The following is a 25358-nucleotide window of genomic DNA, read 5'->3' on the forward strand; positions in this document are numbered from 1 at the left end:
AAATCACCTCCCACCGGAGGCATATCGAAAACAGTTGGAAAACTCTAATTTAAAGTGTCTCAATTAATGGGGAGTGGACAGGCAATAGTTGAGGAACAGCCTAATAAAATAGAGTGAGGTGAAAATGATTAACGGCATATTATATGAGGCTAGATAGAGGCATAACGCAGTTAGTATACCTACAATAATAATAGTTGGTTTTAGAGGGAAATTTTTAACCAAAAGTGGGGCACATAATGCACCAATGATACTAACAATTTTATCCCCTCCCATTATTAAGGCAATTTCACTTACATTTATAGAGTAAGCTAGGCTAATCACAATATTTACAAATCGAAAAATGAGAGTAACGGAGGCCCCTAGAAGTAGTGATGCAACGAATAGAGCGATGAAATTCTTCCACTCTATATTGTTATCCCAAGTAAATTTTCTAACATCTCGTTCAGGTTCTGAGCTATCTTGGATAGATTTCGCACGAAAATAAATCATTAGAAGAGAAACTATAAAAGATACAATGAGAAGCCTTTGGTAATTGGTTAATGCTGTCGCTGGAGAATAATAGGTCACTAAGCTGGTTACTACTGAACCCATCATTGCTGCCCATAAATAGGAAACAAAGAAATAACTGAATAATGTTGTTCTATATTCAACCTTAATGTTGGAACCAATCAAAGAATTTCCCAAAGATAAGATAGCTATCATGCCAGAAAGGATAAATCCCAATGCGACAGCACTACTCCATACGGATGTCAGTACTGGAAGTAAAATAAATGGGATTGCATAAAGAAATGAAAAAAGAAGGAGTAGCTTTTTTTGAGACATTCGTCTACTCAAGTAGATCAGAGGGATTACGGAACAAGCCATCATTACCATTGCTATTGCATATATATAACCTATCGCTGTCTTATCTATACCTCGTGCTTCAAGATAGAAATTATATACAGCATCGAACATCCCATTACTTAAGCCCATCAAAAATGTTGCGATAAGAAAGTGGAGTACAATAGGATCGAAATGTTTAATCCTTCCAAACATTGTTATATCCTTTTTCTTGCATGTAATAATGGAAAACTGGTGAATTTTTCAAATATTTTTTCACCTTCGATCCATTCTCCATATCCTGATGCGCTATGAATATGCCCGGCGCCCTGAACACGATGCGTTTTACTCCCCCATAATGCAGCAAGTGCGCATGCTCGAGTTTCGCTTAGGTATTCGTCATTATCGCTATATATAAGTAACGATCGAATACCTAATGGTGTTGATGGTAGCGGTCGTTGCTGGCGAATTGGAGAGATTGCTGATTTAGCATCCACATCGGCAGGTGCTACAAGAATAATGGCTTTTATTCTGTTACATGTGTTAGAAGATACCCATTGCGCAACAGTTACTGCACCACAACTATGACCAAGGAGTATAATCTCTCCATCAGTTTTATTAATAATTTCATTAAGCTTTTCAATCCACTCAGCGCGGGAGGGATTATTCCAATCATTTTGTTGTACACGAGTGACATTGGTATATTTTCTTTCCATATGGGATTGCCAATGATTTGCTCCAGAATTTGTATATCCAGGAACGATGAGATAAGTCGCTTTCATTTTTTCTTCTCATATCTGTTGTGGGGGAATTTCAATATCAAAACTTTCTAATAACAAATTCGAGAGTTCTCGTTTATTTGCAATTTCAAAAGATGATGATAGGTATCCTCTAACTTCAGTAAACACATTATTTCGGATACTGATCCTTCCATTTTCTTTCGGTAAACTAGCTACCATATTGGTATTGAGAAGACTTTCTGAGGAATTAAGTGTATAAAAATGAGCCATATTTATATCGGGTTCTAACGCATCTATATCGTGAAAGGCATATATGTTTTCCCAAACGGCATCATGTTTACTATTTTCTTTTATTGAAACAATCCAACCAAACTCAGAATTCCAATTAACCCTTGAAGAAAGAAAAGAATGCTCATGTACATAGCCATCTATTAACATGAGTGGTGAGCGAGGCCCTTTGGCACCATATCCGATATCAAATATCCACTTGATTTCATCAATCTTTACAATAAAAAGTAAATGCGTTGCAGGTGTTATTGATGGGTTTAAAATCCTCGCTAATCTAATACGATAAGAGTAACCAACGTGTTCAAAGAATGATCTAATTAAAATAGAAAAATCAAAACAGATACCACCTCTTTTATTAAATATTATTCTATTTGCAATATTTTGGTAAGAAAGTAGTTCTAAAGTATTTTTTTTCATTCCAACGTTTTCAAACGGAATCGAATAAAAATGTGCATGATGAAATTGTGATAGAAATTTATAATTTGCAACTAATGGAAGATTTATATTTAAACGTTTTAGATAATAGTGAATGTCTTTCATACTTGTATATCTCTATTTTAATTTACATCTGGAATTATAAAAAAGATAAATACAGTTTTAATTTTTTTAATTTAAATGCGGGTTTTAAAAACATATTACATAAAAAAATTATAATCAATATTTTTCTTTCTTAAATTGTAATTTTTATTAGTAGATATTTTAATTTTAATTGTATTTAAATATATTAAATACAATTTAATTGGTTTTATTTTTATTAGTTTTTTAATGATTTTTACTTGAATTTTCAGGAGTGCTATTAATTAAATTTAAATAATGCAAATAAGAAAAAAGCCCATTATATAAATGGGCTTAGGGATCACTTCAAATGATGAAATATTTTTTCTATCTCAGCGTCTATTTTAGTATGCTGGAGATATTTAGTACCGAGTTTTTTTCAATTAAGTGCCTAGTTTCACGAGTTGTTCTCGATTCGCTTTAGACTGCTTTTTATTTCATTTTTTTAAATGATAGTTCAGTTCATGATCTTCAGAAAAGATTACATATTTATTATCACTTAAAGGCATACATCCCCCAGTTAATTCAATATGTATTACTTTAATCTATGAATAACCTGATTACTGCTACCACGCCACAGTAATGCGGGATCGTAAAGTTCTTGCACAAACTTGCCATCAATCAGCACGTTAATATAGCTAACGACTTCCTGCTGTTCTGGCGTTAAATCAGCCAGTAAATAGCCAGTCCAAACCCATATATCTTTCTCAGGGCACTCTTTTTTAACACGCTTAACTAACTGTAAAATAGCAGAAAGATTTTGGGGATGCAGAGGATCGCCACCTGAAAGTGATAATCCTTGTCGTTTAATACGAGTGTCTTGGAGATCAGCAATGATCTGATCTTCCATCTCTTGGGTAAACGGCTTGCCTGACGTTAATGACCACGTTGATTTGTTATAACAGCCTCGGCATTGGTGAATGCACCCTGCAACAAACAGGGTGCAACGTGTACCTTCACCATTAACAACATCAACAGGGTAATATTGATGGTAATTCACACTCTTAACCTAACTGGCCATTTGCCAGATGTTTTACACGACGCTTAACTTCTTCTTGTTTACCCGCATTAAATGGACGTGAATCTGGACTACCTAAGTATCCACATACACGGCGAATAACAGACACTCTTGCAGGGTTATGATTACCACAACGTGGGCAAGTAAAACCTTTGCTGGTACAAGAGAACTCACCGGTATAACCACAGTCATAACATTCATCAATCGGAGTGTTTGTCCCGTAATAAGGAACTCGGCTATAGCTGTAATCCCACACATCCTCTAGTGCTTTGAGGTTGTGTTGTAAGTTTGGATATTCGCCATAGCAGATAAAACCGCCATTCGCGAGTGGTGGATAAGGTGCTTCAAAATCCAGTTTGTCGTATGGATTCACTTTCTTTTCAACATCTAAGTGGAAGCTATTGGTGTAATAACCTTTATCCGTTACACCTGGCAGAATACCAAATTCGGCTGCATCTAAACGGCAGAACCGATCACATAAGTTTTCACTCGGTGTACTGTAAAGGCTAAAGCCATAACCTGTTTCGGCTTTCCACTGATCTGTTGCTTCACGTAGACGATTGATAATCGCTACTGCTTTTTCTCTTAAGGTTTCGTCATCAAAAACGTGTTTTTGAGTACCAAACAGCGCATTAATGGTTTCATGGACACCGATATAACCTAATGAGATTGATGCTCTACCATTTTTAAAGATTTCAGCCACATTATCATCTGCTTTCAAGCGAACACCACAAGCACCCTCCATATAAAGGATTGGGGCAACACGTGCTTTGACGTTTTCTAAACGAGCAATACGTGTCATCAGTGCTTTTTTCGCTAATTCGAGGCGAGAGTCAAGTAGTGACCAGAATGTGGCTTCATCACCTTGAGCTTCAATAGCAATGCGCGGTAAGTTCAGGCTGATAACGCCAAGGTTATTACGACCTTCATGGATCATCTCACCATTTTCTTCGTAAACACCTAAGAAGCTACGGCAACCCATTGGCGTTTTAAATGAACCCGTTACTTTAACGACTTGATCGTAATTTAAGATATCGGGGTACATACGTTTACTTGCACATTCAAGAGCAAGTTGTTTGATATCGTAGTTAGGATCACCAAATTTATGGTTTAAGCCATCTTTAATAGCAAAAACGAGTTTAGGGAAAACAGCCGTTTTACGGTTTTTGCCTAAACCAGCCATACGATTTTCAAGAATAGATCGTTGAATTAAACGCGCTTCTTTTGACGTACCAAGGCCAAAACCAAAAGTGACAAATGGTGTTTGTCCATTAGCGGTATGTAGTGTATTAACTTCATACTCTAAAGATTGGAATGCGTCGTAACACTCTTTTTCAGTGCGCGCATTAGCATAAGCTTCTTTATCAGCTATTTGCCATTCTTGCGCGACTTTATAGTGTTTGTCATAACTTGATTTTACAAACGGCGCTAAGACTTCATCGATACGATTTATCGTTGTACCACCATAAATATGGCTTGCCACTTGTGCGATAATTTGTGCCGTTACTGCGGTTGCTGTTGAAATAGATTTAGGGGGTTCTATTTCCGCATTTCCCATTTTAAAGCCATTGTTTAACATGCCCTTAAGGTCGATTAGCATACAGTTAAACATAGGGAAAAACGGGGAATAATCGAGATCATGATAATGAATTTCACCACGCTCATGAGCGAGTACCACATCTCTTGGCAGGATATGCAATTTTGCGTAATGTTTAGCCACAATACCCGCAAGTAAATCACGCTGGGTAGGGATAACTTTACTGTCTTTATTCGCATTTTCATGAAGAATAGAGACATCACTTTGTTCGATAAGACCTCGGATTTCCTGAGTTAGTCTTCCACGTTGCTCACGAGCAACATCTCGGTCATGACGGTATTCAATATAGGCTCTGGCGACATCTTTATGTTCACCAGCCATCAGCTGATTTTCTACGGCGTCTTGGATCTCACGGATATCGACATTCGAACGTCCTGCGAGAGATTGTGAAACAGATCGAGCAACTGAGTCGCAATAATCATCATCAGTGATCTCACAAGCTACGGCGGCTCTTTTGATAGCATCGCTGATGCGGGTTTGGTCAAAAGAGACTTTACATCCGTCTCGTTTTATCACTATGGTTTTCACAATCTTGCTCCTTAACTATTTATCCACAGGCTCAAATCCCATAAAAACAGGTGATGGCACAGCATTCAGGCTTATTGTGGATAAGATGTGTATAATTACTATATGTTGTAGGTCGGTATGTATTAAAGCACAATATATAGTAATTGAAAGGGAAATAATCTTCATTAAAACTGATCTACATCAAGGTATTTTTGCTACATCAGGCATCAAGAGGGATTGGAAGAATTGTAAATATGCGCCAAAAATAGAAGTGATAAATTATTCATCAAAAAGTAAGAACATAAAAAAAGCAAAGTGTTCATAAAGAGACCTTTGCTTTTTTATAGCTTGCGATTGAGACGAAATTAACGGATAGCGATAACTTCGATTTCTACTTTTGCATCTTTTGGTAAACGTGCAACTTCAACACAAGAGCGAGCAGGGAATGCAGCGTTATGCTCTTTGAAGAATGCTTCATAAGCAGCATTGATTGTACCGAAATCATTTAAATCTTTTACGAAAACAGTGGTTTTGATGATATTAGCAACAGTTAAACCCGCTTTTTCAATGATTGCTTTTACGTTTTCTAACGATTGACGAGCTTGTTCTGCGGCATTATCAGAAACAAATTCACCCGTTGCAGGATCAACAGGTAATTGACCGGAAGTGATCACTAAGTTACCTAAATCAACACCTTGTACATAAGGGCCGATCGCGGCTGGGGCTTTATCGGTATTAATTTCGTAAGACATGTAGAGCTCCTGTTTTTATAAGATTAACGCTAACATTCGATTAGTGTGGCGCTATTATAGCCAGTGCTTTAGGTTAGCAATATGACAGATATCAGGCTTTATCATAAAGTCTCTATCGATAAAAAGAAAATGAATGTAGAGTTATACGGCGTATTGACGCTGCTTTTAGTCCATAAAAATAGTGAGATCGTAGTAATATTTTTTATAAAAAAGAGGAAATAGACTAATTCTATTTTTAGTAAAAATAGTCTTGGGGCTTTTAAGAGATAATTATTCTTTTTTTATAAAAAACTATCTGCCCTTACGAGAAGAGCAGATAGTTAAAAGAATTAACGAATAACCGCGTGGCGTTCGAATTCTTTTTCACAGTATTTGCAGGTTAATACAACATCTGAGGCCAGTTTTTTCACTCGGAAACTACTTTGTACTGGCTCGTTATGGCTAATGCAGTTGCTATTAGGGCAAGGTACCACATCTTCAAGTAATTCTGGTAAGCTTAATGCCATCTTATTAACGACTTGATAATCATCGATAATATTTACCGTTGCTTGAGGCGCATACATGGCTAAACGGTTTGCTTGCTCTGAGGTTAAAAAGACATTTTCGATTTTAATTAAGTCTTTTTTACCTAAATTTTCTGACGGTAAATTAAAACCCACTGTTATTCTTTCATCCGTTTCTGTTAAGCGAAATAGTGAAAGAATTTTAAAGCCCACCTGCGCTGGAATATGATCAATGACAGTTCCACGTTTGATAGCTTCAACTTTTAGTTTGTGATCATGTGTCATGGTGTGCTCCTTATTAAAGAACTAAGTTTTTATTCAGAACTAAGGCAAGTAATGCCTGACGTGCGTAGATACCATTGCCCGCTTGTTGGAAATAGTAAGCGTAAGGTGTTTTATCTACATCTGTCGTGATTTCATCAATACGTGGCAGTGGGTGTAAGATCTTGAGGTTATCTTTCACATTCACTAAATCAGCGCTAGTTAAAACAAATTGTGCTTTTACATTCGCGTATTCAGATGGATCTAAACGCTCTTTCTGTACGCGTGTCATATAGAGAATATCCAGTTCTGGCATCACTTCATCTACTGTTTCATGTTGGCTATATTCAACACCATTTTCTTCCAGTAAGTGAAGAATATGCTCTGGCATGGCGAGTACTTTAGGGGCGATAAAATAGAGATGGTTGCCTTTAAATTTCGCTAATGCTTGTGCCAGTGAATGCACTGTTCTGCCATATTTTAAGTCACCGACCATCGCGATATTGAGATTATCTAAACGACCTTGTGTTTCTTGAATGGTAAACAAATCCAGTAAAGTCTGTGTTGGGTGTTGGTTTGCGCCATCACCCGCATTAAGTACTGGAATATCGCCAGCAAACTCAGAGGCTAAACGCGCTGCACCTTCTTGAGGATGGCGAATAACAATGGCGTCAGCATAAGTGCGAAGAACCGAAATGGTATCCGCTAATGTTTCACCTTTTTTACCTAGTGAAGTGTTGCTTCCATCAGAAAAACCGACAACTGATGCACCTAGGCGGTGGATAGCTGTCTCAAATGATAAGCGAGTCCGTGTTGATGCTTCAAAAAAGCAGCTCGCAATCACTTTATCTTTTAACAATTCGTTATTAGGTTGCTGTTTTAGTTTATTAGCAACGTGAAGAACAGACTCCAAATCTTCCCTGTCCAGATCATTGATGGAGATAATATGCTTTTGGTAGAGCGGATTAGTCATTAGAGTTCTCCTTTAGCGATGAATTGTGCGATAGATGGTTTTTTATAGGCCAAAAAAAACCCCTCAATAAGAGGGGCTTTAAAAAATTGGGCTATTGGAAAAAAGAGAATGCGCTTGCGACCAGTTAAGGTGCTTGTTTTTGTTACGAATTGGAATAGGCGCTGTTTCATCTTTCCTCCTGACAAATTGTGGCGCATTATACGCATCTTAGATTTGCACGCAAGNTTGTTTTTGTTACGAATTGGAATAGGCGCTGTTTCATCTTTCCTCCTGACAAATTGTGGCGCATTATACGCATCTTAGATTTGCACGCAAGCGTTTGCTTTTGTTTTTTACAAAAAAATTTTTTTTAATTTAAAAATCAACAAGCTTGAGATAAAACGAAGAAAACACCTATTTTTATTTATGAAAAAATAGGTGTTTTGCATGATTATGTATTTTAGAACGGATTTGCAAGGGTCGCGACCATCACCGCTTTTATGGTGTGAAGACGATTTTCTGCTTCATCAAACACAATGCTGTGTTTTGATTCAAAAACCTCATCAGTGACTTCAAAGCCACCATATAGGTTAAATTCTTCAGCTAATGCTTTACCCATCGTTGTTTCTTCGTCATGAAAAGCGGGTAAACAGTGAAGAAATTTAACGTCTGGATTTTCGGTTAATTTAATCACATCCATATTGACCTGATAAGGCTTGAGCAAAGCAATACGTTCTTTCCAAACCTCTTTTGGTTCACCCATAGAAACCCACACATCAGTGTAAAGAAAATCAGCATTTTTAACACCTTTAGCGACATTTTCAGTCAGCGTGATATTTCCGCCATTTTTCTTGGCAATTTCTTGGCATTGAGCAACTAAACTTGCTTCAGGCCAACATGCTTTAGGGGCAACTAAACGTAAATCCATACCCGTTAATGCCGCCGCTTCTAGCATGGTATTCCCCATGTTATTACGCGCATCACCAAGATAAGCAAATACCGTTTCTGATAATGGTTTGGTTTGATGTTCAGTGATAGTGAGTAAATCTGCTAACAGTTGTGTTGGGTGAAATTCATTGGTTAAACCATTCCAAACAGGTACACCCGAATATTGTGCAAGTGCATCTACCGTTTTTTGTCCGTAACCCCGATACTGGATACCATCATACATACGACCTAATACTCGAGCAGTATCTTTTATCGATTCTTTATGCCCAATTTGGCTTCCGCCCCCTAAATAAGTCACTCTTGCGCCTTGATCAAATGCAGCAACTTCAAACGCACAACGGGTACGTGTTGAGTCCTTTTCAAAAATCAGTGCAATATTTTTTCCATTAAGATATTGAGTTTCTTGACCTGATTTTTTAGCTTTTTTCAATTGTGCTGACAATGTAAGCAGTTGCTGAATTTCCGCAGGTGAGAAATCAAGTAAACGTAAGAATGATTTTTGATAAAAAGGGTTCATAGAGTGATATCCTGTCATTGAATTTATATTCAATTTATATCAATAAATATTCACCATCAACCCCTAAAGGAAAAATTTTAATTTAAACAGTATGCGATAAGGGCATCATATTAAGTATGGAGTGTTGATCCTGCCTGTGGGAGAATGAGCAAGATACCTTTTCAGACTATTGCGGAGCATGATTATGGCGGACAGCAAAGAGTTAGCAGAACAACGTGAAGAAACACGTCTTATTATTGAAGAATTATTGGAAGATGGCAGTGATCCTGATGCACTGTATGCCATTGAGCATCATATTTCTTGTGAAAATTTTGAAACACTAGAAAAAGCAGCAGTTGAAGTTTTTAAATTAGGTTACGAAGTGACTGAGCCTGAGGAAATCGAAGTTGAATCAGGTGAAATTCTAGTTTGCTTTGATGCAGTGAGTGAGAGTGGTTTGAATGCTGAACTTATTGATGCTCAAGTTGAGCAATTAATGAATTTAGCTGAAAAAATGGGTGTCTATTACGATGGTTGGGGGACTTATTTTGAAGATCCTGACGCAGAGTATGATGATGAAGACGGTGAAGACGAAGACGAAGACGGCGAAGAAGAAGAGTCTGATAAGTCATCACGCTTACATTAATTTTTGCTAAATGTTGTCCCTTTGTACCTGATTTATCAGTGCAATTCAGTGCAATATAGCACCAGCCACAAAATTATTGCTTTGTGACTGGTGTTATTGCTTTTAACGTAATGTCATTAATCCATTACACCAAATTTACCATTGTCATAATCATCAAAAGCTTGTTGTAACTCTTGTTGCGTGTTCATCACAAAAGGTCCTTGGCCTGCAATAGGCTCATTAATCGGCTCACCCGTTAGAATTAAAACAAGGGTGTCACCCATTGATTCTAATATCAGCGTATCGCCATAATTATCTAACATCACCATATCGTGTTGACGTGCAATTTCACTGTCATTGATATGTACGGCACCTTTTACGACAAACAGCATTGCATTATGACCTTCGGGAATACTGTAATGTGAAACACCCGCACGATTTAAATGCAGATCCCACACATTCAGTGGTGAATAAGTCATTGCAACACCTTGGGTATTGGCATAATTACCCGCAATCACTCTGACATAACCTTGGTTATTAGGTAATTCAACATGAGGGATATTCTCTGCTTTCAGCGCCTGATAACGAGGCTGTGTCATTTTGTACGCTGTTGGCAGATTTACCCAAAGTTGCACCATTTCCAATACACCGCCTTCTTTGGTCATTTTTTCAGAGTGATACTCTTTATGCAAAATGCCAGAAGCTGCGGTCATCCATTGCACATCACCTGCACCGATAGTGCCTGCATGACCTTTAGAGTCATGGTGAGAGACTTCTCCTTGATAAGCGATTGTCACAGTTTCAAATCCACGATGCGGATGCGCCCCTACACCACGGGCATTGGTAACAGGTTTAAACAGTGTGGGTTCGGCATAATCCATCAGCAGAAACGGGCTATGTTTCTCACCATTTTCCTGATAGGAAAATAAGGTGCTGACGGGAAAGCCATTACCTACCCAGTGTGAATTTGGCGCCGAATAAATATGATTAATCTGTCTGATAGTCATGATTGTTCTCCGAGTTAAGGAAAGAAACCGCAATAACCAAGACACAGAAGGAGGTAATACAGATTATTGCGATCTCTTAATGAAGCTGATCATAAAGCGTTCGCAAGATGAACAAAATAGGGGGAATTTGTTGATAGTGTTCAAAAAAAATGAATGATTTTATGAAGGGCAAATACACTGAATGATTTATAGGATTTCATAAGAGCATGAGTTCGGTGACCAGTGCTTTGAGTGTCTCTTGTTCATAATCTGCCTATATTTTGATTTCTACTAAACATGCAAATATATAATTTATATTACAGCCTTAATTTTAATTATTTTTTATTAAATTCTTATTTAAAAAATCGATTCGTAATTGAATATCGGTATAACCTAATTGATAAGCTCTTGTGTATAATTCTATCGCTTTCTTATAATTTTTAGGTACTCCAAGTCCTTCTTCATACATCAGCCCAAGATTAACAAGTCCACCAATTCCATCTTTATTTGCTGCGTCTTGATAGAGTATAACGGCTTTATTGATATCGCGTTTAAATCCAAAACCATGTTGATACAATAAACCCAGTGAATTCATTGCGGCTGGATCACCTTTTTTAATTGCTTCCTGATAATATTTTATCGCTTCATCATATTTTTCTAATTCACCATACAGCATTCCTAATCGGGTAATTGCGAAATAGTTACCTGATTGCATTGATGCTCTATACCATTTTTCAGCTAATTCCATATTTTTTTCAACATCGTTACCATGACGATATAGATCTCCTAAACTCATCATGGCACTACTAGAATTATCATTTTTAATTGCTATTTCAAACATCTCTTTTGCTTTCGAATAATTCTTATTATGTTTGTACAATAGACCTAAATTATAATTAGCGGAAGATGAACCTAATTCTATTGCTCTTTGGTAAAGTAAAATAGCTTCTTGTTTTTTGCCTTGATTTTCCTTGAGTATTGCCAATTGATTAAACCCATTTGCATCATTTTTATCTGCTAGGTGTCGATAGATTTGCTCTGCTTTTTCTATATTTTTTTCAATCCCAGTACCCGTTTCATAGAAACGACCAAGTACTAATAATGCCTTGTCATCTCCTTGCTTTGCTAATATTTCACATGCAGAAAAATTTTTTTCTTCGGGAATACATTTAACTTGGGGGGAGGAATAAGCAAATATAGGAAAAGATAAAAATAATGTGACGATAATAATCTTGTAGTTTAATGTCATATAAAATTACCTAAAATAGATTTTATTAATGATTAATTTAATCTATCTTCCATTAAAATGGAAACACTAAGCTCTGATTTCTTATGTTGATGAGGAATGCGATTCATGAAAAATGAGTGAAAATATAAGATATAAAAAAACAAAAAACCACATTCTTTCTTAGCAACAATAAGTCAGAATGCAGTTTATTAATACATTTATTTCTTAAATCTTATTTGCTTGTGTCGCCACAACCACCAATGATTTTAGAAATAGAAACAGCTGGGTGCAGTAAGTAGTCGTAGTTACAGTCTTTTTCTTTATTGTATACGCTACCAGTACAACCAGTCATTACGGTAATTACAGAAGCAATAAGTGCAATTTTAACAAAGTTTTTCATGAAAAAATTCCTTTTAAATTTTAGAGTTATAAAAGCCAATGCATGACTTTATCTGCATAAAGATATTAAATTAGCGATAAATAGCAATATAAAAAAATCTCTTTTTTAAAATATAAAATAAGATAAATAATATTTTATTTAAGAAGAAAAATATAATCATCTAGAGTGAAATGAAGAATAATTAAAACTTGTGAGTTTTAATAAAATTTAAGATAAGAATTTCATTAATAATATTTTGATAATAATTAATTAAGAAATTAATTGTGAAAATAAGCATAGAAATATACCGTATTTATATCATTTTGATAAACAGGTTTTGTGTTAATAGGTGCTATTTTTGCTAATAAAAACCCGCATAAAAATGCGGGTAAAGTCGAACTTATTTTATTTATTGTATTACGTAGGGAGCAGCAAGAATACTTAAAGTGGCTTCACCATACGGATCTCACAATCACTATGTCCCGTGTTGCCTAATGCTTCATCAATAAATTCGAATCCTAGTTTTTCGTATAAACCGACAGCGGCTTTTAAGATATCGGTGGTTTCTAAATAGCAACGGCTAAAGCCTTGTTTTTTACCAAATTCAAGAGATTGCAGAACGATTTTTTTCGCAATACCTTTGCCACGTAGTTTGGATGAAAGGTACATTTTTTGTAATTCACACGTATTGCCATCACCGCCAGCAAGGGGGGCGACACCGCCGCCGCCAACAACTTCTCCATCCATCTCAACAACCCAGTAAGCACTACGTGGTTGGTGATAAACTTCATAGAGCGTATCTAAAATGGGGTCGGCAACCGCAAAGCCTTTATCGGCAGTTAAACCGTGCTCTGCGGAGACTTCACGAATAACGCGTGCAATGCCTGCGTTGTCTTTTTCTTCAATTGCTCGGATAACAATATTTGAGGTTATAGCTTGGGTTGCAGTCATAGTTGCACTCATCGTTTCACTTATTAGTAGAATATTTTTTGATTATTAATTGAGAGAGCACCGGAAAGGAACTTCTTCATTGAAAGTAGCTCGAATGGCTACAAAACTATCTTAATTGATTAAGCGTGTTTGTAAACCGCTAACCCTTTATCTTTGCTTACTTATTCTTTTTGTTTCTAGCGTTATATTTTAGTGAGTGATTAAATTTAAGCGAAAATAAGGGGGGAGAAAGGCTGATTGGCGAGAATAGAACCGAGAATAACAAGAAATGAAGTGAAAAATGGTTTTATTTTTTAGCTGAATGATATTAAGTAAAAACCCGCGATAAACGCGGGTTTTCATTATCAATCTCAGTATCTTTAAAGCGATTGTGCTTATAAAGAGGCGATAGAGATTTTCTGTGCGATGAGTTTTTCTTTGGCGCTTAAGCAAGTTGCTAAGCGTTCACGCTCTTTAGCTACGACTGCTTCTGGCGCACGGCTAACAAAGCCATCGTTAGATAATTTGCTATCTAAAGTTGTGATATCTTTCTCTACTTTTTCAAGCTCTTTATCTAAACGTGCAAGCTCTGCATCTTTATCGATAAAGCCTGCCATTGGGATCAGCAATTCAGCACCGTTAACCAGCTTATTAACTGATAATGGCGCTTCTTCGCCTTCTGCTAATGGGCGGATATCGGCTAAACGTCCCATGGCTTTTAAGAAACCAATATTGTCACTAACGCGGCGTTTAGCATTGTCATCCGCACCACGTAAGATCACTTCAAGTGGTTTACCCGGAGCAATATTCATTTCAGCACGGATATTACGAACCGCAACAATCACTTCTTTGATCCACTCAAGATCGTTAAGTGCTTGTTCATCCACCAGAGAAGCATCGAACTCAGGGAAAGCTTGTAGCATGATGGTTTCACCTTCAATGCCTTTCACTTCCTTCACCCGTTGCCAGATTGTCTCTGTGATAAATGGAATAATTGGATGAGCAAGGCGCAGTAAGCCTTCTAACACTTCAATTAGTGTATGACGAGCTGCGCGTTTTTGAGCATCATTACCTTTGTGTACCGCAGGTTTTGAGAGCTCAAGATACCAGTCACAGAATTGGTTCCAAGTGAACTCATATAAAATACCGGCAGCGATATCGAAACGATAGCTGTCTAACGCTTCACGATAGGCTTTAACGGTATTGTTAAATTCAGCTAAGATCCAACGGTCAGCCAGTGAGAATGTCATCTCACCACCTTGGTAGCCACAATCTTGCTCTTCTGTATTCATTAGCACAAAGCGGCTTGCATTCCACAGCTTGTTACAGAAGTTACGGTAACCCGATAGACGTTTCATATCCCAGTTAATATCGCGACCCGTTGAGGCCAATGCCGCTAAGGTAAAGCGCAGGGCATCTGTACCGTGTGCTTCAATACCTTCTGGGAACTCTTTGCTAGTACGTTTAGCAATTTTTTCAGCCATTTGTGGCTGCATCATATTACCAGTACGTTTTTCTAGCAGGTTTTCTAATGAAATACCGTCGATCATATCCAGAGGATCAAGTACGTTACCTTTAGATTTTGACATCTTCTGGCCTTCTTCATCACGAATAAGACCTGTCATGTAAACCGTATTAAATGGCACTTGCGGTTTACCGTCTTCATCTTTGATAAAGTGCATGGTCATCATGATCATGCGAGCGATCCAGAAGAAAATGATATCGAATCCACTGACTAAGACATTCGTTGGATGGAATGTTTTCAGTGCTTCTGTGTTTTCAGGCCAGCCTAATGTTGAGAATGTCCATAGTGCAGATGAGAACCACGTATCCAGTACGTCATCATCTTGGCGTAATGCAACATCAGCTGCGATATTGTTTTCACGACGAACTTCTTCTTCGTCACGACCAACATAAACGTTGCCTTGGTTGTCATACCAAGCTGGGATACGGTGACCCCACCACAGTTGACGAGAAATACACCAATCTTGGATATCATTCATCCATGAGAAGTACATATTTTCATACTGTTTTGGTACAAATTGGATATCGCCATTTTTAACCGCTTCAACGGCTGGTTTCGCTAAAGGTGCTGCGCGAACATACCATTGGTCTGTCAGTAAAGGCTCGATAACGACACCACCACGGTCACCGTAAGGTACGGTTAAATCGTGAGGCTTGATCTCTTCTAATAAACCTAGACGTTCAAATTCAGCGACCATTGCTTTACGTGCAGCAAAGCGTTCCATACCTTGGTAGGCTGCTGGAATTTCAGTACTGTAAACATCTGACTCAACACCATTGGTGTCTAAGACTTCTGCACTAATACGGATATTGCCATCAAAGTCCATGATATTAATCATTGGTAATTGATGACGACGTCCAACTTCATAGTCATTAAAATCGTGAGCAGGAGTGATTTTTACGCAACCTGTACCTTTTTCCATATCAGCGTGTTCATCCGCTAAAATAGGGATACGACGGTTAACGATTGGTAGAATAATTTCTTTACCAATTAAATCTTTATAGCGAGGATCTTCTGGGTTAACAGCAACACCAGTATCACCTAACATGGTTTCAGGACGTGTTGTTGCAACAATAAGGTAATCTTTACCTTCGGCTGTTTTTGCCCCATCTGCTAAAGGATAACGCAGATGCCACATAGATCCTTTAACTTCACGGTTTTCGACTTCAAGATCAGAAATCGCTGTGTGTAATTTAGGATCCCAGTTTACAAGACGTTTGCCACGGTAGATAAGATCTTCTTTATGTAAGCGAACAAAAGCTTCTTTAACCGCTTTTGATAACCCTTCATCCATGGTGAAACGTTCACGTTCCCAATCAACTGAGTTACCTAAACGACGCATTTGGTTAGAAATGTTACCACCTGATTCTGCTTTCCATTCCCAAATTTTGTCGATAAATGCATCACGACCGTAGTCATGACGATTTTTACCTTCTTCAGCGGCAATTTTACGCTCAACAACCATTTGCGTTGCGATACCCGCATGGTCAGTACCAGACTGCCATAAGGTATTTTTACCTTGCATACGCTGATAACGGATCATGGTATCCATAATGGTCTGCTGGAAAGCATGACCCATATGCAGGCTACCTGTGACGTTTGGCGGTGGGATCACGATACAGAAGCTTTCTTTGGTTGTATCGCCATTGGCTTTGAAATAGCCATTTTTTTCCCAATGCTGATACAGAGGTTGTTCAATCTCTGCTGGATTATATGTTGTGTCGAGCGATGGTTCTTTCGGTGCGGATTTATTTTCCATATTCTTTACGTATTCAATAGGTTGGCGGCGTAGCCATTGTCAAAGTAAAGCCGACGCTACGATAAATTTTATATCGTTCACGCGCCAACTGTTTCAATTGTTCATCAATAGGTACAAAGTCTATCACTTCATGGAAAGCTGTGGCAAAGTCTACGAATTGCGATTGCAAATTAATCAAGAGATCACGAGGTGCATTACCACGTTTTCCAGGCCAACATAATTCAACAGGAGAGCCATAACGAGGGCCTTCACCTGCAAGATTATGAGGAACAAACTGATGAGGTTCTCTTGCCCATAATGCCTCATCAAGCAATTCAGCTTGAGCCTGAGACTCACAAACCAACAAAATACGTTTGCCTAATCGCCAATGTTCAGCAGTAAGTTGACAGGCAAGCCACTCATGAGCCTGTAAATCGTCGTGTATTGATGGGTGTTCCAATAAATAAAACGTGGCGTTTTTCATGATATCCCGATAACAGAAGGGTATTGCGTTGCAATACCCTTCTTTGAGTCTGCTCTATTTACCATAATAATAGGGTAATACCTTAACCCTGATAATTATGCGGTATTAATCGTCGCTATTCAAACCCGCGCGATTAAGTAAGAACTGAGACAATAAAGAAACAGGACGACCTGTTGCGCCTTTTGCTTTACCAGAACGCCATGCCGTACCAGCAATATCCAAGTGAGCCCAGTTATATTTAGTCGCAAAACGCGCTAAGAAACAACCCGCAGTAATTGCGCCACCTAAGCGGCCACCTGTATTGGCTAAATCAGCAAAATTAGATTCGATTTGTTCATAAAACTCATCGCCTAATGGTAAACGCCAAGCGCGATCACCTGCTTGCTCGGATGCATTCATTAATTCATGTGCTAATGGGTTATGATTAGACATTAATCCGCTGTAGTGATGTCCTAAAGCCACCATACATGCACCGGTTAAGGTTGCGATATCAACAACTAACTCAGGCTCAAAGCGTTCAACATAGGTTAATGTATCGCACAGTACTAAACGGCCTTCAGCATCTGTGTTTAATACTTCAACGGTTTGACCTGACATGGTTGTCAGAATATCACCTGGGCGATAAGCTTTGCCACCCGGCATATTTTCACAACCTGCAAGCACACCGATAACGTTGATTGGCAATTGCAGTTCAGCAACCACTCGCATCACACCGTAAACCGTTGCAGCGCCACACATGTCGTACTTCATCTCATCCATGCCATCAGCAGGTTTGATAGAAATACCACCTGAGTCAAATGTCAGCCCTTTACCGACTAACACAATTGGGCGAGCTTCAGGATCTTTATTGCCTTTATATTCGATAATCGACATTAAAGATTCATTTTGAGAGCCTTGTCCTACCGCAAGGTAGGCATTCATATTGAGCTCTTTCATTTGTTCTTCGCCAATAACACGCGTAGAGACATTTGATGAGCTGTCTGCTAATTGACGAGCTTGAGACGCTAAATAAGCGGCATTACAGATATTTGGTGGCATGTTAGCTAAATCTTTACATGCTTTAATACCTGATGCGATGGCTAAACCGTGTGCAATTGCACGTTCGCCACTTGGTAGTTCGCGACGAGTAGGTACATTAAAGACCATCTTACGTAATGGACGACGTAATTCGGTTTTATTGCTTTTCAGTTGATCAAAGGTATAGAGGCAGTCTTTTGCAGTCTCAACCGCTTGACGCACTTTCCAGTAATTATTACGACCTTTAACATGTAACTCAGTCAGAAAGCATACGGCTTCCATAGAGCCAGTTTCATTGAGTGTGTTAATGGTTTTTTGAATGATCTGTTTATACTGGCGTTCATCCAATTCACGCTCTTTACCGCAACCAATCAGTAAAACGCGCTCAGAGAGAACATTTGGTACATGATGTAACAGCAATGATTGTCCGACTTTACCTTCCAGTTCACCTCTGCGTAACAGGGCGCTGATATAGCCATCACTGATTTTATCAAGTTGCTCCGCGATCGGAGATAAACGACGAGGCTCAAACACCCCCACGATAATACAAGCGCTGCGTTGTTTCTCTGGGCTGCCGCTTTTTACATTAAACTCCATGCGTTCTCCTGAATATTAAAGACAAAAACGGAAAGTATCGTTTAGAATAGTGATCCGCATTAATCTACCCCATAGAAAGTTTACTTTTTATGTTAAGCTAAATGCATTAATTGAACACAACTAATTTAGCTAACTTATAAGCTTGTTCTTATTGGGAACCTGTTTATAGCATGTTTTGATATCATTTGGGCTGCAAGAATGTCTAACTGAGATGCACAAATGATAGATATACAACGAAGTTAGCGATTTTCCTGCAAAAAGACAAGTTTTCACAGGCATAACTAGCGTGATTATAATTCGATATTTAGCTCGGGAAACCCTTAAAAGTCAGATAGCCATCTTATTTATTCTGATGCTTATCTTCTTTAGCCAGAAACTGGTTGAAATTTTAGGGGCTGCTGTTGAAGGTAACATTCCTACAAACCTCGTGATTTCTCTGCTGTGGCTGGGAATTCCTGAGATGGCACAGCTTATTCTTCCATTAAGCCTTTTTCTTGGGCTTCTGATGACTTACAGCAAACTTTATGTTGAAAGTGAGATAACCGTCATGAATGCGTGTGGAATAGGTAAGAAAGCATTAGTGCAAGCTGCACTGTTGCTCTCATTACTCACCAGCGCATTAGCCGCAGGAAATGTCATTTGGCTTATTCCTTGGTCTTCGGTGCATCAAGAGCAAGTCCTTGAGGATGCTAAAGCAAACCCAAGTTTAGCGGCATTGATGGAAGGGCAATTTAAAATGTCCAGCGATCGCAATATGGTGCTCTATCTTGGTAGTGTAAAAGGAAACCAATTCCAAGATGTGTTTCTTGCACAACTGCGTCCAACGCAAGATCAGCGTCCTTCTGTCGTGGTGGCAGATAAAGGCTATACCAAGGAGTTACCTAACGGGAATCAGATAGTCGTATTAAGTGAGGGAACTCGCTATGAAGGTACGGCTGTGCTACGTGATTTTCGTATTACCGATTTTAATGACTACCAAGCGGTTATCGGGCACCGTGAATCTACCATTAACAGTAATCGCGTAGAACAAAAAACGATGACTGAACTTTGGCATTCAAATGAAACCGAGTCTATCGCTGAATTCCATTGGCGCTTAACCTTGATTTTCTCTGTTGTCATTATGGCGGTAATGGTGGTGCCTTTAAGTGAAGTAAATCCACGTCAAGGTCGCGTATTAAGTATGCTACCTGCCATGCTGCTTTATTTGGTGTTCTTCTTACTGCAAAGTTCATTGCACTCTAATGGTGAAAAAGGAAAACTGGATCCCCTCATTGCAATGTGGAGTGTTAATGGCGTTTATCTTGCCTTGGCTATCTTATTGAATGTTTGGGATACCTTGCCGATGCGTAAATTCCGTGCTCGCTTTAAGAAAGGAGTTGCCTGATGTTTGGTGTATTAGATAGATATATCGGGCGTACTATTTTACAGTCAATTTTGATGACACTATTTTTGCTGGTTTCATTATCTGGCATTATCAAATTTGTCGATCAACTTCGTAAAGTAGGGCAAGGCGATTTCACCACGTTGGATGCGGGTATTTACGCCATTTTAAATATCCTTAAAGATGTGCAGATTTTCTTTCCTATGGCGGCCTTATTGGGGGCGTTATTAGGATTAGGCGCATTAGCAACGCGTAGTGAGTTGGTGGTGATGCAAGCATCGGGATTTACCCGTTTGCAAATTGCGGGCTCTGTGATGAAAACTGCTATTCCGTTAGTACTGTTAACAGTATTGATTGGTGAATGGGGTGCACCACAAGGTGAACAATACGCACGTAACTATCGTGCAGAAAAAATCATGGGTAACTCTTTAGTTTCGACTAACCGAGGTATGTGGGCTAAAGATGGCAACCAATTTATTCATATCAACCGAATAAAGAGCCAAAATGAGATGCAAGGCATCACACTCTATGATTTTTCTAATGATAGAAAACTAGAAACGGTACGTTATGCATCAAGTGCAACCTACGATGTGAATAAAAAAACGTGGATGTTGAAACAGGTTGAACAGTCAGATTTAACCAATCCACAAAGAATCACAGGTAAAAAACAGGTATCACTTGAATGGCCAACACGACTAACGCCAGAAAAGTTAAGCGTTGTAGCGTTAGATCCAGATGCATTATCGATCAGTGGGCTTTATCAGTATGTTAAATATCTAAAACAAAGTGGGCAAGAATCAGCAAACTATGAGCTAAATTTCTGGAAAAAAATCTTTGCTCCAATCTCTGTTGCGGTAATGATGTTAATGGCATTGTCATTTATTTTTGGCCCATTACGTACTGTACCAATGGGATTAAGAGTCTTAACGGGTATCTCTTTTGGTTTCTTATTCTATATCGTCAATGAAGTTTCAGGACGATTAAGTTTGGTTTATGGCATACCCGCAGTGATTGCCGCATTAGTCCCAGGAATACTCTTCCTAACGTTGAGTTTATGGTTATTGATGAGGCGTAATCGCTAGATAACATCAGCCAGAAAAATGAAAAGCGCCTTGTAAGGCGCTTTTTTTATGAAAAATTGAGGTGTTATTTACTGATAAAAATCTTTTGCTAGTGCACGGACAAGAGCATTAGTTCCCTGAGTTACTTCACTAAATTTAGTGCCGTTAGGTTTACGAGTGATCACCACAAACACACCGATGTTTAATTCAGGAATGGTTGCCATATAAGTATTAAACCCACCACCACCGCCTGTTTTTTGGTAAATCGCTGGAATACCATTGGCGGGAGCCATATAAACCCAGCCTAAACCCACGCCATCAGCACGACCCGCTACATCCATACCTTCTATTGAAGAGAGTCGATTACGAGGGAAGTAGACAGATTGTTCTTTACTTGCCGTTGCCTTTCTCATGGCATTATGAGAAGTCAAAAAGCCTTGCATCCAACGTTGCATATCGGCAGGTGTCGAGTACACACCGCCACTTCCGGCTGCTGCAATGGTATCAGAGCATGGGCTTGGTTTATATCCCACTAATAGCCGTTGGCATTGTTCTGGCGTCGGCGTCAACGTGGTATTAGTCATACCAGCAGGTTGAGTGACATATTGTTGTAAAAGTTGAGGATAACTTTTACCGGATGCTTTCACCAAGGCATCCGCTAATAGATCGTAAGCAAGGTTTGAATAAGCGGCTTGATCTCCTGCGGTAGATGTCAGTGTCGCTTTTTTCAACCAGTTCCAGCGGTCGCTATGTGTTGGCCATATAAAAACAGGTCTACCCCATTTTCCACCAGGTTGTTCTCGCGGAAAACCACTCGTATGGCTTGCTAAATGATAAAGACGGATAGGGGATTGAGTACTGACTAATGGGATATCTACACCGTAGTAGCTGTATTTTTGCAGTGGATCGGTAACTAATAATTTTCCATCATCTTGTAACTTTAACATCACTTCACTCGTCATCAGTTTTGTGACAGAAGCGATGCGGATCAGTGAGTTCATTGATGGCGCATTACGGCTTTCAGGTGTTGTCGTCCCAAAAGAACGATCCAAGGTTTGAGAGTTATTGATCATGACAATAACCATGCCCTGAGGGTTACTTTTTTGATAAATCTGAGAGGCGTACTTATCAAACAGTGTTCTTGCATTGCTTACATTAGGACTTAATGCCGTAGGCCATTGCATTAATTCAGGCACACTGTTTTGTTGATTTAACATAGAAGGTTGTGTCGCTGGTGGTAATGACGAACGTTGGCTACACGCATTCAATGTTAGTAAAGCGACTGGGATCATAAGATATTTTAGAAAATGTTTTTTCATTTTTACTTTCAACAAAAGTCAGTGAGGTGAAAGGAGTGCGATCAACATAAAATTGTTTATGTTTTAATTTGGTGCCTTTCTTATCGCGCTATTTTTTCTTTATCATTTTTAATACAGCACCTAAGATGATACCAACAAATATGCCTGTTATAATCCAGCCAACAATGCCCATAACACCGCCTTCTAATCAGATTTAAACCAAATTTTGATTATATTATCAGAAATAAGAATGTCTATCAGTGCAAGGGCCAGTTATCAAAAAGTTGGCATTAAATGTGTCAAATTGTCGCTAAGAAAACGATAGTGAAGAAAAACTGCATCATAAAAAGACATTCCCCTCATATTTCTCCTCTAAAAAAGAGGTAAGTATTACCGTTAAGTTACAATCTCCCTTGGTTTTCTCTAGCTTTTAACCTTATTATTAGCTTTTCTTTATTATTAAGTTAGGATGTGTATATCAAGAAAATGTTAATGAATGGTTCTATATTCTAGATTTATTTTATTATTTGGTCTATTTATCTTGTTTTTTGATTGATAATGACCATTGTTGATATTTTATAAAGATAATGCAAGGGTGTGTCATATTTTGTAATAATTTACTGATTGTGGGATTGTGAAATTAAATTTATTATAGCTTCATTAAGTCGAGAGACTGAGAATATAAGCGTTACAGAGCAAAGATAACTCAGCAATAATAGAGTGAATTAATAAAAAGGCATATTATAAAATAGCTTCTTCAATAATAAATTATATTTTATTTGTAATATTTCAACACCATTATATTAAAGAGTAGCACCTTGGTTTAAAAAGTAAGTTTGTTAATTTAGTCATAAGTACCTTTATATTAGATAGCAGTACTTTTGTTAAAGCAGTAAATAAGTGCTTTTATATCAGATAGTAACTTCCTATGCAGTAGTAATAAGTATCTTTTTAACGTAGTAAATCCTTTATATCAATAATATGTAGTATAGATAAAGAAGTATATTAATAAAACATAACTACCTTCTTCCTCACACCAGGGAAGAAAAGGGCAGTGACACTACAAAAATAATTTATAGTCATTAAAAATAAAATTAAGCCCTCGTTTAGCAGTACTGTTGGATCAAAACACTAACCCAAGTTTTGATCCTTTTTTTATTTATCGTTATATACTTTAAAATATATTGATTAATTAAGTTAGTTTTAATAAATTTATATAATGACGATATAATCTTTAAGAGAAAAAAGATAAGAAAAAAAGCAGAAATAAGATAACGAATAAATTTAGCTACAAGAACAACAAGATAATTGACTTATCGATACAACATGATTAAAGCATTAACGATAGATACCTAGATGTCACCTATAAATCGTGTTTTATGATAGTAACAAACCCCAAATGCACTTTTTTTCGCCAATCAAACTGAAAACTAACAATAATTGTTGCGAGGGTTCTTCACGCAAGTATAATGGGCGGGTTTTCCAAGAACACTTCAGTGCCGGAGTGGCGAAATTGGTAGACGCAGTTGATTCAAAATCAACCGCCTTCGGGTGTGCCGGTTCGAGTCCGGCCTTCGGCACCATCTTGACGTATGTTAACGTCTCAAATCATCCATAAAATACAAAATATCTAATAAAATCAATAATAACCTTATCTAGTAACATCCTATAACGTCTCTTGATGTCCATCCCAAAAAGGGGCACTTCGGTTCGATTGTTATAGGTGCCCCCTCAATGCCACTCAACGTTAAGCAAATAGAGGCTTTAAAGCCCAAGTCTAAGACCTATAAAGTTTCCGATGGTGGAAGCTTATATCTAGAAATTACTTCCCGTGGTTCCAAATATTGGCGGATGAAATACCGACGCCCTGACGATAAGAAAGAAGATCGGCTCGCTTTTGGTGTTTGGCCTACCGTGTCTTTAGCAGAAGCACGGGCAAAGCGTGATGAAGCTAAAAAGCTTTTAGCAAATGGTATTGATCCGAAAGCAGAGCAAAAAGGAGCACAATTAGAAGCGGAGGGGGCATTTACTTTTGAGCATGTGGCTAGAGAATGGCATAGCAAACAAAAGAATTGGAGTGATAACCACTCTGCCCGTGTTCTTCGCTACCTTGATTTGTATATTTTCCCCAGTATCGGGAAAGCCGATATTCGTAAGCTAAAAACTCGTGAGTTATTGCAACCAATCAAAGCGGTTGATGATGCTGATAAGGTCGATGTTGCTAAACGCCTACAGCAACGAGTAACCGCTATTATGCGCTACTCTGTGCAATGTGGGATTATTGAAAGCAATCCCGCGCTAGATATGGCGGGGGCACTTTCTACAACAAAAACCAAACATCACCCCGCATTACCTTCTAACCGTTTACCTGAATTACTCGAACGGATCGCTTTGTTCAAAGGGCGAGAAGTCACACGTATTGCTATTGAATTCGGTTTATTAACCTTTGTTAGGGCCAGTGAGCTACGTTTCGTTAGGTGGGAAGAATTCGACTTTGATAATGCGATATGGGAGATACCCGGCAAGCGTGAAGCTATAGAGAATGTTAAGTTTTCAGAGCGTGGAATGAAAATGAAAACACCTCATATATAGTGAACTGCACCCCAAAAGTTGGACACCAACTTTGGGGTGTTTTTCCATGGCTAAATATTCTCTTGATTTTAAACTAAATGT

Annotated in this window: 21 protein-coding genes, 1 tRNA gene and 1 pseudogene; 5 read left to right on the top strand and 18 right to left on the bottom strand. The window is 38.3% G+C overall.

What is annotated here, in order from left to right:
- Positions 1-63: 63 nt before the first annotated feature.
- The 10 genes from B6258_RS00995 to argF all read right to left on the bottom strand — a co-directional run bounded on the left by B6258_RS00995 (position 64) and on the right by argF (position 9457).
- Positions 64-1035, bottom strand: coding sequence for an MFS transporter (locus tag B6258_RS00995; protein ID WP_240531501.1), 972 nt, complete (start codon positions 1033-1035; stop codon positions 64-66).
- Between the two features lie 2 nt (positions 1036-1037).
- Entirely contained in the window at positions 1038-1601 is a 564-nt protein-coding gene (locus B6258_RS01000; RefSeq protein ID WP_099073723.1) for an RBBP9/YdeN family alpha/beta hydrolase, read from the bottom strand.
- 9 nt (positions 1602-1610) lie between these two features.
- Entirely contained in the window at positions 1611-2387 is a 777-nt protein-coding gene (locus tag B6258_RS01005; protein ID WP_099073724.1) for an arylamine N-acetyltransferase family protein, read from the bottom strand.
- Positions 2388-2937: 550 nt separating this feature from the next.
- A complete protein-coding gene (gene nrdG, locus B6258_RS01015) occupies positions 2938-3402 on the bottom strand; it encodes an anaerobic ribonucleoside-triphosphate reductase-activating protein (protein ID WP_099073725.1) in 465 nt (154 codons plus the stop codon).
- A gap of 4 nt (positions 3403-3406) precedes the next feature.
- Entirely contained in the window at positions 3407-5545 is a 2139-nt protein-coding gene (gene nrdD / locus B6258_RS01020; RefSeq protein ID WP_099073726.1) for an anaerobic ribonucleoside-triphosphate reductase, read from the bottom strand.
- Between the two features lie 344 nt (positions 5546-5889).
- The gene (locus B6258_RS01030; RefSeq protein ID WP_006535650.1) at positions 5890-6276 is read right to left on the bottom strand and encodes a RidA family protein; all 387 of its coding nucleotides are present in this window, start codon (positions 6274-6276) and stop codon (positions 5890-5892) included.
- Positions 6277-6605: 329 nt separating this feature from the next.
- Positions 6606-7064: an aspartate carbamoyltransferase regulatory subunit gene (pyrI, locus tag B6258_RS01035; RefSeq protein ID WP_006535648.1), complete on the bottom strand. Its 459-nt coding sequence runs from the start codon at positions 7062-7064 to the stop codon at positions 6606-6608.
- Positions 7065-7077: 13 nt separating this feature from the next.
- A complete protein-coding gene (pyrB, locus tag B6258_RS01040; protein WP_075673603.1) occupies positions 7078-8013 on the bottom strand; it encodes an aspartate carbamoyltransferase in 936 nt (311 codons plus the stop codon).
- Complete coding sequence (locus B6258_RS17990; RefSeq protein ID WP_164996119.1) at positions 8013-8183, bottom strand: hypothetical protein; 171 nt, start codon at positions 8181-8183, stop codon at positions 8013-8015. Before B6258_RS17990 ends, pyrB begins: the two co-directional genes overlap by 1 nt.
- Positions 8184-8452: 269 nt before the next feature.
- Positions 8453-9457, bottom strand: a complete 1005-nt coding sequence (gene argF, locus B6258_RS01045; RefSeq protein WP_099073728.1) for an ornithine carbamoyltransferase — start codon at positions 9455-9457, stop codon at positions 8453-8455.
- 184 nt (positions 9458-9641) lie between these two features.
- Here argF and rraB point away from each other — a divergent pair, with 184 nt between their 5' ends.
- On the top strand, positions 9642-10082 hold the full coding sequence (rraB, locus tag B6258_RS01050) for a ribonuclease E inhibitor RraB (RefSeq protein ID WP_099073729.1): 441 nt from the start codon (positions 9642-9644) through the stop codon (positions 10080-10082).
- 116 nt (positions 10083-10198) lie between these two features.
- Here the strand turns inward: rraB and B6258_RS01055 are convergent, their stop codons facing one another.
- The 7 genes from B6258_RS01055 to pepA form a co-directional block, all read right to left on the bottom strand.
- Entirely contained in the window at positions 10199-11068 is an 870-nt protein-coding gene (locus tag B6258_RS01055; RefSeq protein WP_099073730.1) for a pirin family protein, read from the bottom strand.
- Between the two features lie 310 nt (positions 11069-11378).
- Positions 11379-12296, bottom strand: coding sequence for an SEL1-like repeat protein (locus tag B6258_RS01060; RefSeq protein WP_099073731.1), 918 nt, complete (start codon positions 12294-12296; stop codon positions 11379-11381).
- A 211-nt stretch (positions 12297-12507) separates the two neighbouring features.
- Entirely contained in the window at positions 12508-12675 is a 168-nt protein-coding gene (locus B6258_RS01065) for a YhfL family protein (protein WP_036914671.1), read from the bottom strand.
- Positions 12676-13095: 420 nt separating this feature from the next.
- Positions 13096-13605 carry a GNAT family N-acetyltransferase gene (locus tag B6258_RS01070; protein ID WP_099073737.1) on the bottom strand — a complete coding sequence of 170 codons (510 nt, stop codon included), beginning with the start codon at positions 13603-13605 and terminating at the stop codon, positions 13096-13098.
- A gap of 374 nt (positions 13606-13979) precedes the next feature.
- Positions 13980-16868, bottom strand: coding sequence for a valine--tRNA ligase (locus B6258_RS01075; RefSeq protein ID WP_099073732.1), 2889 nt, complete (start codon positions 16866-16868; stop codon positions 13980-13982).
- A 13-nt stretch (positions 16869-16881) separates the two neighbouring features.
- A complete protein-coding gene (locus B6258_RS01080; RefSeq protein ID WP_099073733.1) occupies positions 16882-17331 on the bottom strand; it encodes a DNA polymerase III subunit chi in 450 nt (149 codons plus the stop codon).
- Between the two features lie 105 nt (positions 17332-17436).
- Positions 17437-18945, bottom strand: coding sequence for a leucyl aminopeptidase (pepA, locus tag B6258_RS01085; protein WP_088493953.1), 1509 nt, complete (start codon positions 18943-18945; stop codon positions 17437-17439).
- 286 nt (positions 18946-19231) lie between these two features.
- Between pepA and lptF the strand changes: the two genes are divergently transcribed.
- A complete protein-coding gene (gene lptF, locus B6258_RS01090) occupies positions 19232-20329 on the top strand; it encodes an LPS export ABC transporter permease LptF (protein ID WP_099073734.1) in 1098 nt (365 codons plus the stop codon).
- Positions 20329-21408: an LPS export ABC transporter permease LptG gene (gene lptG / locus B6258_RS01095; RefSeq protein ID WP_099073735.1), complete on the top strand. Its 1080-nt coding sequence runs from the start codon at positions 20329-20331 to the stop codon at positions 21406-21408. Before lptF ends, lptG begins: the two co-directional genes overlap by 1 nt.
- Positions 21409-21476: 68 nt before the next feature.
- On the opposite strand, the gene ampH is transcribed toward lptG, so the two are convergent.
- Complete coding sequence (gene ampH, locus B6258_RS01100) at positions 21477-22706, bottom strand: D-alanyl-D-alanine-carboxypeptidase/endopeptidase AmpH (RefSeq protein ID WP_099073736.1); 1230 nt, start codon at positions 22704-22706, stop codon at positions 21477-21479.
- A gap of 1477 nt (positions 22707-24183) precedes the next feature.
- Here ampH and B6258_RS01105 point away from each other — a divergent pair.
- Positions 24184-24268 (top strand) — tRNA-Leu (locus B6258_RS01105).
- Positions 24269-24419: 151 nt separating this feature from the next.
- Positions 24420-25274 (top strand): annotated as a pseudogene (locus B6258_RS01110) (tyrosine-type recombinase/integrase); the annotation flags it as partial.
- Between the last annotated feature and the right edge of the window lie 84 nt (positions 25275-25358).

The organism is Proteus alimentorum (assembly GCF_002607735.1).
In the GTDB taxonomy this organism is placed as follows: domain Bacteria; phylum Pseudomonadota; class Gammaproteobacteria; order Enterobacterales; family Enterobacteriaceae; genus Proteus; species Proteus alimentorum.

What these genes read in the sequence shown, in the direction of transcription:
- argF (WP_099073728.1), bottom strand. Translation starts at nt 9,457, where the DNA reads ATGAACCCTTTTTATCAAAAATCATTCTTACGTTTACTTGATTTCTCA.
- B6258_RS01065 (WP_036914671.1), bottom strand. Translation starts at nt 12,675, where the DNA reads ATGAAAAACTTTGTTAAAATTGCACTTATTGCTTCTGTAATTACCGTA.
- pepA (WP_088493953.1), bottom strand. Translation starts at nt 18,945, where the DNA reads ATGGAGTTTAATGTAAAAAGCGGCAGCCCAGAGAAACAACGCAGCGCT.
- B6258_RS01060 (WP_099073731.1), bottom strand. Translation starts at nt 12,296, where the DNA reads ATGACATTAAACTACAAGATTATTATCGTCACATTATTTTTATCTTTT.
- B6258_RS17990 (WP_164996119.1), bottom strand. Translation starts at nt 8,183, where the DNA reads ATGAAACAGCGCCTATTCCAATTCGTAACAAAAACAAGCACCTTAACT.
- B6258_RS01075 (WP_099073732.1), bottom strand. Translation starts at nt 16,868, where the DNA reads ATGGAAAATAAATCCGCACCGAAAGAACCATCGCTCGACACAACATAT.
- lptG (WP_099073735.1), top strand. Translation starts at nt 20,329, where the DNA reads ATGTTTGGTGTATTAGATAGATATATCGGGCGTACTATTTTACAGTCA.
- B6258_RS01000 (WP_099073723.1), bottom strand. Translation starts at nt 1,601, where the DNA reads ATGAAAGCGACTTATCTCATCGTTCCTGGATATACAAATTCTGGAGCA.
- B6258_RS01080 (WP_099073733.1), bottom strand. Translation starts at nt 17,331, where the DNA reads ATGAAAAACGCCACGTTTTATTTATTGGAACACCCATCAATACACGAC.
- ampH (WP_099073736.1), bottom strand. Translation starts at nt 22,706, where the DNA reads ATGAAAAAACATTTTCTAAAATATCTTATGATCCCAGTCGCTTTACTA.
- B6258_RS01005 (WP_099073724.1), bottom strand. Translation starts at nt 2,387, where the DNA reads ATGAAAGACATTCACTATTATCTAAAACGTTTAAATATAAATCTTCCA.
- rraB (WP_099073729.1), top strand. Translation starts at nt 9,642, where the DNA reads ATGGCGGACAGCAAAGAGTTAGCAGAACAACGTGAAGAAACACGTCTT.
- B6258_RS01055 (WP_099073730.1), bottom strand. Translation starts at nt 11,068, where the DNA reads ATGACTATCAGACAGATTAATCATATTTATTCGGCGCCAAATTCACAC.
- pyrI (WP_006535648.1), bottom strand. Translation starts at nt 7,064, where the DNA reads ATGACACATGATCACAAACTAAAAGTTGAAGCTATCAAACGTGGAACT.
- pyrB (WP_075673603.1), bottom strand. Translation starts at nt 8,013, where the DNA reads ATGACTAATCCGCTCTACCAAAAGCATATTATCTCCATCAATGATCTG.
- B6258_RS00995 (WP_240531501.1), bottom strand. Translation starts at nt 1,035, where the DNA reads ATGTTTGGAAGGATTAAACATTTCGATCCTATTGTACTCCACTTTCTT.
- B6258_RS01030 (WP_006535650.1), bottom strand. Translation starts at nt 6,276, where the DNA reads ATGTCTTACGAAATTAATACCGATAAAGCCCCAGCCGCGATCGGCCCT.
- B6258_RS01070 (WP_099073737.1), bottom strand. Translation starts at nt 13,605, where the DNA reads ATGACTGCAACCCAAGCTATAACCTCAAATATTGTTATCCGAGCAATT.